The organism is Mesorhizobium sp. C089B (assembly GCF_030323125.1).
Taxonomy (GTDB): domain Bacteria; phylum Pseudomonadota; class Alphaproteobacteria; order Rhizobiales; family Rhizobiaceae; genus Mesorhizobium.
Genome location: NZ_CP100469.1, coordinates 1,611,531 through 1,626,686, shown reverse-complemented (window position 1 = coordinate 1,626,686; position 15,156 = coordinate 1,611,531). Strand labels below are relative to the sequence as shown.

Annotated in this window: 14 protein-coding genes and 4 pseudogenes; 14 read left to right on the top strand and 4 right to left on the bottom strand. The window is 61.5% G+C overall.

Features of this window, described 5'->3' with window-relative positions:
• The first annotated feature begins 57 nt into the window (after window positions 1-57).
• Together NLY44_RS08205 and NLY44_RS08200 are read left to right on the top strand one after the other, a co-directional pair.
• On the top strand, window positions 58-261 hold the full coding sequence (locus NLY44_RS08205) for a dodecin family protein (protein WP_023668908.1): 204 nt from the start codon (window positions 58-60) through the stop codon (window positions 259-261).
• Window positions 262-345: 84 nt separating this feature from the next.
• The gene (locus NLY44_RS08200) at window positions 346-711 is read left to right on the top strand and encodes a PRC-barrel domain-containing protein (protein ID WP_023668909.1); all 366 of its coding nucleotides are present in this window, start codon (window positions 346-348) and stop codon (window positions 709-711) included.
• A 75-nt stretch (window positions 712-786) separates the two neighbouring features.
• Here the strand turns inward: NLY44_RS08200 and NLY44_RS08195 are convergent, their stop codons facing one another.
• Both NLY44_RS08195 and NLY44_RS08190 read right to left on the bottom strand, forming a co-directional pair.
• Entirely contained in the window at window positions 787-909 is a 123-nt protein-coding gene (locus NLY44_RS08195) for a hypothetical protein (RefSeq protein ID WP_023688444.1), read from the bottom strand.
• Window positions 910-1,018: 109 nt separating this feature from the next.
• Complete coding sequence (locus NLY44_RS08190) at window positions 1,019-2,167, bottom strand: glycoside hydrolase family 19 protein (RefSeq protein ID WP_023730645.1); 1,149 nt, start codon at window positions 2,165-2,167, stop codon at window positions 1,019-1,021.
• A 534-nt stretch (window positions 2,168-2,701) separates the two neighbouring features.
• Here NLY44_RS08190 and eno point away from each other — a divergent pair.
• From eno to NLY44_RS08130, 12 genes and pseudogenes are all read left to right on the top strand, one after another.
• The gene (gene eno / locus NLY44_RS08185; RefSeq protein WP_023805234.1) at window positions 2,702-3,976 is read left to right on the top strand and encodes a phosphopyruvate hydratase; all 1,275 of its coding nucleotides are present in this window, start codon (window positions 2,702-2,704) and stop codon (window positions 3,974-3,976) included.
• Window positions 3,977-4,114: 138 nt separating this feature from the next.
• Complete coding sequence (locus NLY44_RS08180; protein WP_023805233.1) at window positions 4,115-4,438, top strand: FtsB family cell division protein; 324 nt, start codon at window positions 4,115-4,117, stop codon at window positions 4,436-4,438.
• 195 nt (window positions 4,439-4,633) lie between these two features.
• The gene (gene pdhA, locus NLY44_RS08175) at window positions 4,634-5,680 is read left to right on the top strand and encodes a pyruvate dehydrogenase (acetyl-transferring) E1 component subunit alpha (protein WP_023668914.1); all 1,047 of its coding nucleotides are present in this window, start codon (window positions 4,634-4,636) and stop codon (window positions 5,678-5,680) included.
• Window positions 5,681-5,695: 15 nt separating this feature from the next.
• The gene (locus NLY44_RS08170) at window positions 5,696-7,117 is read left to right on the top strand and encodes a pyruvate dehydrogenase complex E1 component subunit beta (protein ID WP_023682558.1); all 1,422 of its coding nucleotides are present in this window, start codon (window positions 5,696-5,698) and stop codon (window positions 7,115-7,117) included.
• Between the two features lie 26 nt (window positions 7,118-7,143).
• Window positions 7,144-7,449, top strand: coding sequence for a hypothetical protein (locus NLY44_RS08165; protein ID WP_031201696.1), 306 nt, complete (start codon window positions 7,144-7,146; stop codon window positions 7,447-7,449).
• Between the two features lie 2 nt (window positions 7,450-7,451).
• Window positions 7,452-8,872 (top strand): annotated as a pseudogene (locus NLY44_RS08160) (pyruvate dehydrogenase complex dihydrolipoamide acetyltransferase).
• Between the two features lie 14 nt (window positions 8,873-8,886).
• The gene (locus NLY44_RS08155) at window positions 8,887-9,306 is read left to right on the top strand and encodes a hypothetical protein (protein WP_023668917.1); all 420 of its coding nucleotides are present in this window, start codon (window positions 8,887-8,889) and stop codon (window positions 9,304-9,306) included.
• Window positions 9,303-9,944, top strand: coding sequence for an SGNH/GDSL hydrolase family protein (locus NLY44_RS08150; RefSeq protein ID WP_023682555.1), 642 nt, complete (start codon window positions 9,303-9,305; stop codon window positions 9,942-9,944). The genes NLY44_RS08155 and NLY44_RS08150 overlap by 4 nt, the downstream gene beginning before the upstream one ends.
• Window positions 9,945-9,965: 21 nt before the next feature.
• Window positions 9,966-11,412 (top strand): annotated as a pseudogene (gene lpdA, locus NLY44_RS08145) (dihydrolipoyl dehydrogenase).
• 102 nt (window positions 11,413-11,514) lie between these two features.
• Complete coding sequence (locus NLY44_RS08140; protein WP_023668920.1) at window positions 11,515-11,772, top strand: GlsB/YeaQ/YmgE family stress response membrane protein; 258 nt, start codon at window positions 11,515-11,517, stop codon at window positions 11,770-11,772.
• A gap of 127 nt (window positions 11,773-11,899) precedes the next feature.
• A pseudogene (gene lipA, locus NLY44_RS08135) lies at window positions 11,900-12,856 on the top strand (lipoyl synthase); the annotation flags it as partial.
• Window positions 12,857-12,875: 19 nt separating this feature from the next.
• Window positions 12,876-13,337, top strand: a complete 462-nt coding sequence (locus tag NLY44_RS08130) for a type II toxin-antitoxin system RatA family toxin (protein WP_023682552.1) — start codon at window positions 12,876-12,878, stop codon at window positions 13,335-13,337.
• Here the strand turns inward: NLY44_RS08130 and NLY44_RS08125 are convergent.
• Together NLY44_RS08125 and NLY44_RS08120 are read right to left on the bottom strand one after the other, a co-directional pair.
• The gene (locus tag NLY44_RS08125; protein ID WP_023682551.1) at window positions 13,313-13,822 is read right to left on the bottom strand and encodes a CinA family protein; all 510 of its coding nucleotides are present in this window, start codon (window positions 13,820-13,822) and stop codon (window positions 13,313-13,315) included. The genes NLY44_RS08130 and NLY44_RS08125 overlap by 25 nt on opposite strands.
• A 1-nt stretch (window position 13,823) precedes the next feature.
• Window positions 13,824-15,040 (bottom strand): annotated as a pseudogene (locus tag NLY44_RS08120) (bifunctional 2-C-methyl-D-erythritol 4-phosphate cytidylyltransferase/2-C-methyl-D-erythritol 2,4-cyclodiphosphate synthase); the annotation flags it as partial.
• Window positions 15,041-15,156: the final 116 nt, after the last annotated feature.

Genomic DNA, 15,156 nt, shown 5'->3' with positions numbered 1-15,156 from the left:
GGCATAAGCGGGCTGTAGGCTCGCTGCTGCAAATGAGCGTCTTGGCAGGAGGAAGCCATGTCCGTCGCCCGCGTCACCGAAATCACGTCGTCGTCGAAAAAGAGCTTTCAGGACGCCATCGAGAAGGGGATTGAGCGCGCCTCAAAGACCCTGAAGAACGTCGAAGGCGCCTGGATCCAGGACCAGAAGATCGTCGTCGAGGACGGCAGGATCGCGGCCTATCGCGTCAACATGAAGGTGACGTTCATCCTCGCGGAGTAACCGCCCGCCGCTCGAAAAAACGGGAACTTTCGCCCGCGCCCCTCATTGTCAAAGTATCGATCAACGACATGAGGAGCAGCAGCCATGACCACCCAGACAGGCCACACCGAAGCCATCGCCGCTTCGCGCGTCATCGGCACGTCGGTCTACAACACCGAAGGCACGAGCATCGGCAGCATCGAGGACATCATGCTCGACAAGACGTCGAACGGCATCATGTTCGCGGTGATCGGGTTCGGTGGATTTCTCGGCATTGGCGAGAAGTATCACGCCATTCCGTGGGCGAGCCTCGACTATGACGAGGACAAGGGCGGCTATGTCGTGCCGTTCTCGAAGGAGCAGCTGAAGGCAGCACCCGCCTATTCGATCAATGAACTGGCCGGCGCCGATGGCGAGGCCGCACGTGATGCTTCCTATGATTACTACAAGGTCACGCCGTATTGGCATTGATCAGCTGCGCTGACGCCTGACGTAAAGGCCCCCGAATTCCGAAACGGGGGCCTTTTCAGTGTAACCCGACAGTTTCTATTCTGCTGCGTAAAGCGTGGACAGCTGCGTCGCCGCCTTTGGCGGCTGCTGCGTATCGCACGACGTCAGGAACGCCGCCGCGATCAGGAACAAACTCACGATACCGCTCAACTCGGACATGGCGAAACTCCTCCTGTTTCGCCCCGCGCATCACCATCCTAATCGACACATAGATTGTTATCTCTGAATTATGATGACGTGGTGTTGTCGAACGTGATCCGAGGCATGCTCAGCCGAGGAGTCCGGCATTCTTCACCGCCTTGAAAACCTTTTCATGCCAGGCGATCCGATCCGCTTCGCCATTGGCCGGCGTGGTGGAATTGGCGTTGCCGACGTTGATCGCGCGCGAGATCTTTTTAATCAGGCCGGCATCGGCAAAGGCATTGCAGCCTGACCCTTTCCATTCGGCGCAAGCTGCGAGCAGCGAAATCTGCGGATCCTCGATCAGTTCAGGATGATTGGCGAGGTCGACCTTGGCGAGCTTGCCCTTGGCCGTGTACGCGTCGCGCCCGGTGGTCTGGAACGTGCCGCCGCCGCGGAAATTGAAGCCGTCCAACGTTCCTTTCACATTGCCCATGCGGCCGCCATAGGCCCAGTCGCCCAGGGCTTGCGGCTTGCGCAGCAGGTTGTCCTCGATCCACTGATCGGTCTTGCCCGCGGCTCGCGACCTCCATGCGTTCCGGATTGCCGCCACGGTCGTGTAGGTCAGGGATTCGCGAATGAGGGTGAAGCCACCGGTTTCCATCGCCGCTTGAGCGAAGAAATGCATCAGCCGATCATAATTGTTGCACACGCCATGATCGCCAAGTGTCTTGAGGCCTTTGTCGGAGGTAAAGGCGCCGATGTAACCGTCATAGATTGTTCGCTTGGAACCGCTTGCCGGTCTCGGCGCGAATTTCTGGAAGACCGCTGCTGGCAAACCCTTGTTCGGATCGCCCGCAACGGCTTCGAGCACGCTCTCGACACTCTCGGTCGACAGCACCGGTTCGCCTTCGACGACCACCGAAGCATTGGGAATTCGCTTGCCGTTGCTTTTCGGGAAGCCACCGCCGGCAAAGGTTTTCAGATCGTCGATGAGGGCGATTACGCGTGTCCGGCTCTCCGTGAAATCCATGTCGGAAAGCGGACCGCTCACCTTCTTCGTCGGGTTGATGCATCCGACGCTGGACAGGAAATTGACGCCCGGATGGATCAGGATTTCGGTGCGCTTGTTGGTCTTCAGCAGTTCGAGTCCAGGTTTGGGTGGCGTCTTGGCGCCAGTGTAGCCGATCGTCACATATTTGCCTCCGGCCTGTGTCGCCAGCGGATAGGTGCCGGGCTCGATGCGCCTGCCATTGTCTTCTTTGGAATTGTCGCCTGGGCCGCGAGATTCACACACGAACCCCGATAGACCCGTTACTGCCGTGCCGTTGTGAAAGACTTTATAGGCACCAACTGTCCTGCGTCTGGTGCCCCTCATATGCTCGACTTTGCGGCTAATAAGAAGTTCCCAGCCAGTTCCTGAAATCGCTGCCATTGCCGCCTCCCCAAAGAGTTCAAGTTTGTTGACTTCGCTGTCGTCGTCAAATAGTCCGCGTTGTAGATGTGACCCTAACATCTTCGAATTCTCTGCATTGTGAAGTTTGTCACGTTGGCGGTAGCCTCTTTTGAATCATCGGCTGGAGTTTGTGTGCCGCCTGGTATTTTGTGATAAGGGATTGCCGCGATCAAAGGGGAGGGCACCCGCCCCATGCGGCGCCAGACATATGACGTCAGGGCGGGCTGTTTGCGTTCAGATGGCGTCGCCCATGCCCCACGGCCTGAGCGCAAGGGGCGATCGTCACCATTATTTCATGCCATTCCTGATTGCCTTTTGCGGCACTTTGGCTAAGAGGGGCGCGACGCTTTCAATCGATCAATCGGGGACATCGCAATGACCGCCATCATCGACATTGTCGGGCGTGAAATCCTGGACAGCCGTGGAAATCCGACCGTCGAGGTCGACGTCGTCCTCGAGGACGGCTCGATGGGCCGCGCCGCGGTGCCGTCCGGCGCGTCGACCGGCGCGCATGAGGCCGTCGAACTGCGCGACGGTGGCGCCCGCTATCTCGGCAAGGGCGTGCTTAAGGCGGTCGAGGCCGTCAATGGCGAGCTGTTCGAGGCGATCGGCGGCATGGAAGCCGAAAACCAGATCCACATCGACCAGACCATGATCGAGCTCGACGGCACGCCCAACAAGAGCCGGCTCGGCGCCAACGCCATCCTCGGCGTCTCGCTGGCGGTCGCCAAGGCCGCGGCGGAAGCCGCCGGACTGCCGCTTTACCGCTATGTCGGCGGCACCAAGGCGCATTTGCTGCCGGTGCCCATGATGAACATCATCAATGGCGGAGCGCATGCCGACAATCCGATCGATTTCCAGGAATTCATGATCCTGCCGGTCGGCGCGCCGACGCTGCGCGAAGGTGTGCGCTGGGGCTCCGAAATCTTCCACACGCTGCGCAAGAAGCTGAAGGGTGCCGGCCACAACACCAATGTCGGCGACGAAGGCGGCTTCGCGCCCAATCTGAAGAGTGCGCCGGTGGCGCTCGATTTCATCATGGAATCGATCGAGAAGGCCGGCTTCAAGCCGGGCGAGGAGATCGCGCTCGGTCTCGACTGTGCGGCGACCGAATTCTTCAAGGACGGCAATTACGTCTATGAGGGCGAGAAGAAGACCCGCGATCCCAAGGCGCAGGCCAAGTACCTGGCCAAGCTCGCCGCCGACTATCCGATCATCTCGATCGAGGACGGCCTGGCCGAGGACGACTGGGAGGGCTGGAAGTACCTGACCGATTTGATCGGCAACAAGACGCAGCTGGTTGGCGACGACCTCTTCGTCACCAACACGGCGCGGCTGCGCGACGGCATCCGCATGGGTGTCGCCAATTCGATCCTGGTCAAGGTCAACCAGATCGGCTCGCTTACCGAAACGCTCGACGCTGTCGAGACCGCGCATAAGGCAGGCTACACCGCAGTCATGTCGCACCGTTCGGGCGAAACCGAGGATTCGACCATCGCAGACCTCGCCGTCGCCACCAATTGCGGGCAGATCAAGACCGGTTCGCTGTCGCGCTCGGATCGCATGGCCAAGTACAACCAGCTGATCCGCATCGAGGAAGAGCTCGGCAAGCAGGCGCGCTACGCTGGCAAGTCGGTGGTCAAAGCCTAAATTCTGCCGAACTGGCGAAAACGATGGAAGGGCGGGATTTTCCCGCCCTTTTTCGTTGCGGCCGCTGGCTAATGCACCTGTCCGTAACCGTCCATTAAGCACAATCGAGCGACAAATGGCGGTCAAAGGATTGCGACCATGTGGACACGCCAGCACAAGCAGAGAAACACCGGCCGGCTGATCATCCCGTCGCTTTGCGTGGCGTTCCTGGCCTATTTCGGCTTCCATGCCTATCATGGCGAGTTCGGCATCAATTCCAAATATCAGCTCGAAGCGCAGACCATCGAATTGCAGGCCAAGTACGATGCCATCAAGGCGCGCCGGATCGATCTGGAGCGGCGCGTCCAGCTATTGCATGAGGGCACGCTCGAAAAGGATATGCTCGACGAGCAGGCACGCCGGGCGCTCAATCTGTCCCAGCCCGATGAAATCACCATCATGCTGCCGGCCAATTCGAAATAACCGAATTTCGGTTAATCGCTGTTATCTCTAATGATTCTGGGCGTTTAGGCGCATGCCAGCCATGCGTTTTTCTGCATGGCGAAACACGGTCTCGCATGTTAGCTTCCTTCCAATCGGTGGGGAGGAGCTGATCCTCCCCGGAGCAGACATGGTCTGCTTTAGTGTCCGCGAAGAGACGCCAACAGGGAGTGATGCATGGCCACCGCCGCCAAAAAAGCGCCTGCCAAATCCGTTAAATCGACATCCGCCAAATCAACGGGGCTTTCCGCCCCCAAGCCGGCCGACTTCACCAAGGACGAGGAGCTTGCCGCCTACCGGCACATGCTGCTTATCCGTCGCTTCGAGGAAAAGGCCGGCCAGCTCTACGGCATGGGCTTTATCGGCGGCTTCTGCCACCTCTATATCGGCCAGGAAGCGGTCGTCACCGGCATGAAGATGTCGCTGATCAACGGCGACCAGATGATCACCGCCTATCGCGACCATGGCCACATGCTGGCGATGGAACTGTCACCGCGGGGCGTCATGGCAGAGCTGACCGGACGCCGTGGTGGCCTGTCGAGGGGCAAGGGCGGCTCCATGCACATGTTCTCCAAGGAGAAGCATTTTTACGGCGGCCACGGCATTGTCGGCGCGCAGGTCTCGCTCGGCACCGGTCTCGCCTTCGCCAACCGCTACCGCGACAACAACAATGTGTCGCTGACCTATTTCGGCGATGGCGCTGCCAATCAGGGTCAGGTCTATGAAAGCTTCAACATGGCCTCGCTGTGGAAGCTGCCGGTGATCTACATCATCGAGAACAACCGCTATGCCATGGGCACCTCGGTGTCGCGCTCGTCGGCGGAAACCAATTTTTCGCATCGCGGCGCATCGTTCAAGATTCCCGGCATTCAGGTCGACGGCATGGATGTGCGTGCGGTCAAATCCGCCGGCGATCAGGCGACCGAATGGTGCCGTGCCGGCAACGGTCCGATCATCCTCGAGATGCAGACCTATCGCTATCGCGGTCACTCGATGTCGGATCCGGCAAAATACCGCTCCAAGGAAGAAGTGCAGAAGATGCGCTCGGATCATGATCCGATCGAGCAGGTCAAGGTGCGGCTGACGGCCAAGAAGTGGGCGACCGAGGACGAACTCAAGAACATCGACAAGGAAGTCCGCGACATCGTCGCCGACGCCGCCGAATTTGCCCAGCACGACGCAGAGCCGGATCCGTCCGAGCTCTGGACCGACATCGTATTGTAACGGGAGGGCAAGGACATGCCGATCGAAATTCTCATGCCCGCTCTCTCGCCGACCATGGAAGAGGGCAATCTTTCCAAATGGTTGAAGAACGAGGGCGACAAGGTCGTCGCCGGCGATGTCATCGCCGAGATCGAAACCGACAAGGCGACGATGGAAGTCGAAGCCGTCGATGAAGGCACGATCGGCAAGATCGTGGTTCCCGCCGGCACCGAAGGCGTCAAGGTCAACGCGGTGATCGCCGTGTTGCTGCAGGACGGTGAAAGTGCAGGCGATGTCGAAAAGAGCGGCAAGCCTGCCTCCACCCAGGATGCCGTTTCCGCTGGCGGTCAGCGGACCGATGCAGCCGAGGAAGGTACAAAAGCGGCTCCCCAGGATGCCGGCGAGGCTCCGAAGGCAGTTCCCGCCGCTCCGGCGGCCAAACCTGCCGCCGATCCGGATATTCCCGCCGGCACCGAGATGGTCTCGACCACGGTGCGCGAAGCGCTCCGCGATGCCATGGCTGAAGAAATGCGCCGCGACGGCGATGTCTTCGTCATGGGCGAGGAGGTCGCGGAATACCAGGGCGCCTACAAGATCACGCAAGGGCTGCTGCAGGAATTCGGGCCGCGCCGCGTCGTCGACACGCCGATCACCGAGCACGGCTTTGCCGGCGTCGGCGTCGGTGCGGCGATGGCCGGCCTGAAGCCGATCGTCGAGTTCATGACCTTCAACTTCGCCATGCAGGCGATCGACCAGATCATCAACTCCGCGGCCAAGACGCTCTATATGTCGGGCGGCCAGATGGGCGCACCGATCGTGTTCCGCGGACCGAACGGTGCGGCCGCCCGCGTCGGCGCCCAGCATTCGCAGTGCTATGCCGCCTGGTACAGCCATATTCCCGGCCTGAAGGTGGTGATGCCGTACACGGCTGCCGACGCCAAGGGCCTGCTCAAGGCGGCGATCCGCGATCCGAACCCGGTCATCTTCCTTGAAAACGAAATCCTCTACGGCCAGTCCTTCGACGTGCCGAAGCTCGATGATTTCGTGCTGCCGATCGGCAAGGCGCGCATTCACAAGCAGGGCAAGGACGTCACCATCGTCTCGTTCGGCATCGGCATGACCTATGCCATCAAGGCGGAAGCCGAGCTGCGCGGCATGGGCATCGATGCCGAGATCATCGATCTCCGGACCATCCGCCCGCTCGACCTCGACACCGTCATTGCCTCCGTGAAAAAGACCAACCGCCTGATCGTGGTGGAAGAAGGTTTCCCGCAGAACTCGGTCGGCGACCACATCGCCAACCAGGTTTCGCAGCGCGCCTTCGATTTCCTCGACGCGCCGGTCATCACCATCGCCGGCAAGGACGTGCCGATGCCTTATGCGGCGAACCTCGAAAAGCTGGCTTTGCCCAATGTCGGCGAGGTCATAGAGGCGGTCAAAGCCGTCACGTATCGCTGACGGTCTTTCTTGCGGGGGAGGCAGAAATGGCGACGATGGCAGATGTGAGGAGAATAGCTTGGTCTCTATTTTGGCGGAGCTTCCTGTCTAGTATCGCTTGTGGACTTGTTGCTGGCGCGATTGTTGGGTTCGTCATTGGGTTCATTGGCGGTTTTTTTGGACTTCGCCATGAGGCAATTCAGGTACTGAGCTCTGTTGGGGGAGCATGCCTTGGGCTTGTAGCATCATTCCTTTGTTTGAATTTCTTCTTGGCCCGATCGATTGGCAAGGAATTCAAAGGCAAACGTCTAGAACTTGCCGTGGTTAGCCCGGCTGGCTTGCAGGGAGAGTAACTATGCCAATCAACATCACCATGCCGGCACTCTCGCCCACGATGGAAGAGGGCAATCTTTCCAAGTGGCTGGTCAAGGAGGGCGACAAGGTTTCGCCGGGCGACGTGATTGCCGAGATCGAGACCGACAAGGCGACGATGGAAGTCGAAGCGGTCGATGAGGGCACCGTCGCCAAGCTGGTCGTTCCGGCTGGCACCGAAGGCGTCAAGGTCAATGCGCTGATCGCCATTCTGGCCGGCGAAGGCGAGGATGCAGGGGCGGCGGCAAAGGGTGGTGGCGATGCCGCGCCCGCGAAAGCCGATGCCAAGCAGGATAAGGCGTCAATCTCCCCACCCGTGGGGGAGATGTCGACGAAGTCGACAGAGGGGGGCGCTGCCCCGCCGACCTCTCAGTCTGTCGCGCCCCCCTCTGGCCTGCCGGCCATCTCCCCCACAAGGGGGGAGATCAGCCAATCGTCAGGCGAGCGCACCTTCGCTTCGCCGCTGGCTCGTCGCATCGCCAAGGATGCCGGAGTCGACGTGTCCGCTGTGAGTGGCACCGGCCCGCATGGCCGTGTCGTCAAGGCCGATGTCGAGGCGGCGATTGCCGGCGGTGGCGCCAAGGCTGCACCGGCCGCGAAAGCCGCACCTGCCGGCGCTCCGGCACCTGCGGCTCCGGCTGCGGCACCCAAGGCGATGTCGGACGAACAGGTACTGAAGCTGTTTGCCGAAGGATCCTACGAGCTCGTCCCGCACGACAATATGCGCAAGACCATTGCGCGCCGCCTGGTCGAGGCCAAGACAACCATCCCGCATTTCTACCTGACGCTCGACTGCGAGCTCGATGCCCTGCTGGCGCTGCGCACACAGATCAATGCGGCTGCTCCGACGAAGAAGACCGACAAGGGCGAGGCTCCCGTCTACAAACTCTCGGTCAACGACATGGTGATCAAGGCGATGGCGATGGCGCTGATGGCGGTGCCGGATGCCAATGCATCGTGGACCGAAAGCGCCATGGTCAAGCACAAGCACGCCGATGTCGGCGTTGCCGTGTCGATCCCGGCGGCCTGATCACGCCGATCATCCGCCACGCCGACGAAAAGACGCTGTCCACTATCTCCAACGAGATGAAGGATCTGGCGAGCCGTGCCCGCAGCCGCAAGCTGAAGCCTGAGGAATATCAAGGCGGTACGACGGCGGTTTCCAATCTCGGCATGTTCGGCATCAAGGACTTTGCCGCCGTCATCAACCCGCCGCATGCGACGATCCTGGCGGTGGGTGCCGGCGAGCAGCGGCCGGTGGTCAAGAATGGCGAGATCAGAATCGCCAATATCATGTCGGTGACGCTGTCGACCGATCACCGCGCCGTCGACGGTGCGCTCGGCGCCGAACTTCTGGTCGCCTTCAAGCGCATGATCGAAAATCCGATGGGCATGCTGGTCTAGGAAGGAAAAAGGCTGTGCGGAAATTCGTCACCAGCCTTTTCGCCCTGATCCTTTCCGGCCTGGCCGGCGGGCTGGTGGCGCTGTGGCTGGCAATCGTCACCAATGCGAATTCCGAATACATCCTGGTCTTCATGGTTTCGGCGCTGGTCACCATCGTTGCGACCGTGGCGTTTTTCATCGCGCAGTTCGTGCCAAACCCGCAAAGGGCGATAAACCTGACGGGGCTTGTTGGGGTTTCGTTGTTCGTGCTGGCCGGAATCGGGCTGATTGCCTGGACCTTCTCGCAGCCGCCTGGCAAAGCCCAGTGGTCGGGCGATCTCCCCGTTGTCGCCGGTCTGTTTTTGCCAAGCATCGCCACGGTTATCGTGCAGTGGCTGTTCGTGGGATGGCGCGTGCGGCGCGGGCTTAGGGCGGAGGCGGGTGCGGGTGCATGAAGACGATCCTCTGCTACGGCGATTCCCTGACCTGGGGCTATGACGCGGCGAGCCTCGGGCGTCATGCGCTGGAAGATCGCTGGCCGAGCGTGCTCAAGGCGGCGTTGGGCGACGATGATATCGAAGTCATTGCCGAAGGTCTGAACGGCCGCACCACGGCTTTCGACGATCACCTGGCTGGTGCCGACCGCAATGGCGCCAAGGTGCTGCCGACGATCCTGACCAGCCATGCGCCGCTCGACCTGATCATCATCATGCTCGGCGCCAACGACATGAAGCCCTGGATCCACGGCAATCCGGTCGCGGCCAAGCAGGGGGTGCAGCGGCTGATCGACATCGTGCGCGGCCACGATTATCCGTTCGACTGGGCCGCGCCGCAAATCCTGATCGTCGCGCCACCAGCGGTCAGCCGCACCGACAATGCCGAATTCAAGGAAATGTTTGCCGGCGGCGACGAGGCCTCGAAGCGGCTGGCGCCGCAATATTCCGCGCTCGCCGACGAGGCCGGCTGCGGCTTTTTCGATGCCGGCACGGTGGCCGAGACCACACCGATCGACGGGGTCCATCTCGATGCCGAAAACACGCGCAATATAGGTGACGCATTGGCGCCATTGGTGCGTGTGATGCTGGAACTCTAGAGAAAATCAGGGAGAAACCCCGTGGCTGAATCCTACGACGTCATAATCATCGGCTCAGGCCCCGGCGGCTATGTCACGGCGGTGCGCTCCGCCCAGCTCGGCTTCAAGACGGCGATCGTCGAGCGCGAGCATCTCGGCGGCATCTGCCTCAACTGGGGCTGCATCCCGACCAAGGCGCTGCTGCGCTCGGCCGAGATCATGCACTATTCCGATCATCTGAAGGACTACGGCCTGAAGCTCGAAGGCGGCAAGGTCAGCGCCGACACGGCCGCTGTCGTCGACCGCTCGCGCAAAGTGTCGTTGAGGCTCAATGGCGGCGTCGCCTTCCTGATGAAGAAGAACAAGGTCGACGTTATCTGGGGCGAGGCCAAGCTCTCCAAGCCGGGTGAAATCGTCGTCTCCAAGACGGCCAAGAAACCGATGGAGCCGCAGCCGCCGGTGCCCAAGGGCGTCAAGGGCGAGGGACCTACACCGCCAAGCACATTATTCTCGCCACCGGCGCCCGGCCGCGCGCGCTGCCCGGCATCGAGCCGGACGGCAAGCTGATCTGGACCTATTTCGAGGCGATGGTGCCGAAGGAGATGCCGAAGTCGCTGCTGGTCATGGGTTCGGGCGCCATCGGCATCGAGTTCGCCTCCTTCTACCGCACCATGGGCGCCGAGGTGACGGTGGTCGAGCTGTTGCCGGCGGTGATGCCGGTCGAGGATGCCGAGGTCTCGAAATTCGCGCAGAAGCAGTTCGAGAAGCAGGGTATGAAATCATCCTCGAGGCCAAGGTGACCAAGGTCGAGAAGGGTGCCAACTCGATCACCGCCCATGTCGAGATGAAGGACGGCAAGGTCGAGAAGATCACCGCCGACCGCATGATCTCGGCCGTCGGCGTGCAGGGCAACATCGATAATCTCGGCCTCGAGACGCTCGGCGTGAAGACCGATCGCGGCTGCGTCGTCATTGACGGCTATGGCAAGACCAACGTTCCCGGCATCTACGCTATCGGCGATGTCGCCGGACCGCCGATGCTCGCCCACAAGGCCGAGCATGAAGGCGTGGTCTGCATCGAGAAGATCGCCAATTTCCCCGGCGTGCATGCGACAGACAAGCTGAAGATCCCGGGCTGCACCTATTGCAACCCGCAGGTCGCCTCGGTCGGGCTCACCGAAGCCAAGGCGAAGGCCGAAGGCAAGGACATCCGCGTCGGCCGTTTCCAGTTCGGCGCCAACGGCAAGGCGATCGCGCTTGGCGAGGACCAGGGCTTCATCAAGACCATCTTCGACAAGAAGACCGGCCAGCTGCTCGGCGCGCATATGGTTGGCGCCGAGGTGACGGAGCTGATCCAGGGCTTTGTCGTGGCGATGAACCTGGAGACCACCGAGGAAGAACTGATGCACACCATCTTCCCGCATCCGACGCTGTCGGAGATGATGAAGGAAAGCGTGCTCGATGCCTATGGCCGTGCGCTCAACGCGTGATAAATTGCTGCCGCGAGACTCAGACGCATGCGCCGGAGGAACCTTACGGCAAGACAGTTCGTTTCCGGATGCATTTTCACCTGACACTGGAGGAGTTGGCATATGGACGTGAATGGCGTGGGCTGGATTGCGGCCATCATCATCGGCGGTTTGGCCGGGTGGCTGGCCGAGATGGTCATGAAGAGCAATACCGGCGTCTTGATGAACATCATTATGGGCATTGTCGGCGCGGTGGTGCTGAACGCAATTCTCAGGGCGCTCAACATCGAACCCTTCGGTGTCGGCTGGCTCGCCTACCTGATCACCGGCTTCATCGGAGCCTGCCTGCTGATCTTTGCCGGGCGGCTGATACGCCGCTAGACTACCGCTATGCGAAAAAGGCTGTGGCGGCATGCGCCGCCGCGGCCTTTTTCTTTGCACCGAAAAGTCCTAGATGACGTCAGGAGGGCGAATGCCGACGGGCAGACGCCAACAAGTCAGGTTTGAGATGGTCACCGTCCTCGACACGATCGCCAACGCGCCGCGCCTGCGGCATCCCGAAAAGGCGCACAAGCCCGACCAGGACGTGCTGCGCAAACCCGACTGGATCCGCGTCAAGGCGCCGATGTCCAAGGGCTATGCCGAAACCCGCGAGATCGTGAAGTCGCACAAGCTGGTCACGGTGTGCGAAGAGGCCGGCTGCCCCAATATCGGCGAGTGCTGGGAAAAGAAGCACGCCACCTTCATGATCATGGGCGAGATCTGCACGCGCGCCTGCGCCTTCTGCAATGTCGCCACCGGCATTCCGACCGCGCTCGATGCCGATGAGCCGGCGCGTGTCGCGCATGCCGTCAAGCAGATGGGGCTGACCCATGTCGTCATCACCTCGGTCGACCGCGACGATCTCGCCGATGGCGGCGCGCAGCATTTCGCCGAGGTTATCCGGGCGATCCGAGCAGCGACGCCCTTGACCACGATCGAAATCCTGACGCCCGATTTCCTGCGCAAGGAGGGCGCGCTGGAGATCGTCGTGGCGGCCAAGCCCGATGTCTTCAACCACAATCTCGAAACCGTGCCGTCGAACTACCTGACGGTGCGGCCGGGTGCTCGCTATTTCCACTCGATCCGGCTGTTGCAGCGGGTCAAGGAGCTCGACCCGTCGATCTTCACGAAGTCCGGCATCATGGTCGGCCTCGGCGAAGAGCGCAACGAGATCCTGCAGCTGATGGATGACCTGCGCTCGGCCAATGTCGACTTCATGACCATTGGCCAGTATCTGCAGCCGTCGAAGAAGCACCACCCGGTGATCCGCTTCGTCACGCCGGAGGAATTCAGCTCCTTCGCGACGATCGGCAAGACCAAGGGTTTCCTGCTGGTGGCGTCGAACCCGCTGACGCGCTCCTCGCACCACGCCGGCGACGATTTCGCCAGGCTGCGGGCCGCGCGTGAGGCGCAGCTCAAAAAGCCAGTTAAATCCTGCTTCAATGCCGAAATTCGAAGCCACACGCCGCGTTGCCCACACGCCGGAGCAGATGTTTGCTCTGGTCGCCGATATCGAGACCTATCCGCAATTTCTGCCGCTTTGCGAGGCGCTGACGGTGCGCTCGCGCAAGGAGCGTGACGGCCGCACCATTCTCCTCGCCGATATGAGCATCGGCTACAAGGCGATCCGCGAGACCTTTACGACGCAGGTGCTTTTGAAGCCGGACGAGAACACAATCGATGTCAAATACATCGATGGACCGTTCAAATATCTCAGCAATATCTGGCGCTTCGAGCCGGCCGACGGCGGCGGCTGCAACGTCCGCTTCTTCATCGACTACGAGTTCAAGAGCCGCATCCTCGGCGTGGTGATGGGCACCATGTTCGATCGCGCCTTCCGCATGTTTTCCGAAGCCTTCGAAAAACGTGCGGACGTCATCTACGGAACGACGCCCATCTCATGAGTGTCGCCGAGCGCGCGCAGCCCGATCTCCAGCGCATGCTTGACCGTCTCGCGGCGGATGAAGTCGCGGCCATTGTCGGCAAACATATTGAGCTCGGCAGCCACCGGCCCACGTCTTAGGGCAACTCCGAACCAGACGAGGCCGACCGGTTTTTCCGGCGAACCGCCGCCTGGGCCGGCAATGCCGGTGACGGCAAGCGCCAGCCCGGCGCGCGAGCGCGCCAGAGCGCCCGCCGCCATCTCCAGAACCGTTTCGCGCGAGACGGCGCCATGCGCCTCGAGTGTGGCGGGCGAGACGCCGAGCATCTCCATCTTTGCTTCATCGGAATAGGTGATGAGGCCGCGATCGACGACAGCGGACGAGCCGGCAATGTCGGTCAGTGCCGAGATGATCATGCCGCCGGTGCAGCTCTCGGCCGTCGCCAGCATGATGCCGCGCTGCTGGCAGACCTGGAGCAGGGCGTTGGCAAGATCGCTGTTGTTCATGCGGGAACCTCCCCGGGAAGACGACACTGGCTGTGGCGATGGCGGCGATGCCTTCCTCGCGGCCGACAAAGCCGAGTTTTTCGTTGGTAGTCGCCTTGATGGAGATGCGATCGCTGGAAATGCCCAGTATCGCCGACAACGCGTTGGTCATGGCCTCGCGATGCGGGCCGACGCGCGGCGCCTCGCAGATCAGCGTGATGTCGGCATTGGCGATGCGGCCGCCACGTTCGCGCACCAACCTGGCCGCATGCTCGACGAAGATCTTCGACGCCGCGCCCTTCCATTGCGGATCGGAAGGCGGGAAATGCGTGCCGATGTCGCCGGCGCCGCAAGTGGCGAGCAGCGCATCGGTCAGCGCGTGCAGGCCGACATCGGCATCCGAATGTCCCGAAAGCTTCTTGCCGTGCGGAATGGCGACGCCGCACAGAGTGACATGGTCGCCTGCCTCGAAGGCGTGCACGTCATAGCCATTGCCGGTGCGAATGTCTGGAAAACGCTCGCCAGTAAGCCGCTGATCCGCCATCGCAATATCCCTTGCCCAGGTCAGTTTGACATTGTCCGGCGACCCCTGAACGATTTTCACCGGAATATGCGCCCATTCGGCGATCGCGGCATCGTCGGTGAAATCCGTCTTGCCGAGATGATGGGCTTTTTCGTGCGCGGCGAGCAACGGCCAGAACGGAAAGCCTTGCGGCGTCTGCGCGGCATGAAGGCCGGCCCTTGGCACCGTCTCCTCGATCATGCCGGTGGCCGACTCGCGCTTCAGCGTATCGGCGACGGGCAAAGCGGGCAGCGCGCCCTGGCGCTCGCCAATGGCGGCGATGATACGGTCGATCAGGGCCGTGTCGACAAACGGCCGCACCGCGTCATGGACAAGGACACGGCCGGGCGTACGTTCCCTCAGCGCCAGCAGGCCGAGCCGGACCGAGGCCTGGCGCGACTCGCCACCGACCACGGCGGTAACCCGCTCGGCATATACGCCGGCTGCCTTGTCGAAAAGCGCGTGGTCATCGGCATGGATCGCGACGACGACGGGACCAATTTCGGGATGCGCCAGGAAAGTCTCCAGCGTGCGCGCGATAACGGCACGGCCGCCGATGCGCTGATATTGCTTCGGCCCGTCGGCCTGTCCGGCACGCGCGCCGCGGCCGGCTGCAACGATGACCACGCCGACCTTGTCGGTCGTCGCCTCGGCCGGTTTTCGCTTGCGTCTGTCATGCCGAGAGGCTTAGTCGCGGCTTATGGCGAAGGCCAGCATTTTCCCAAATGCGCCGCAATGTGACGTCATTGCGCGTTGCACAATGCCTTTCTTATGGCTAGAGAATGTGCAGCAA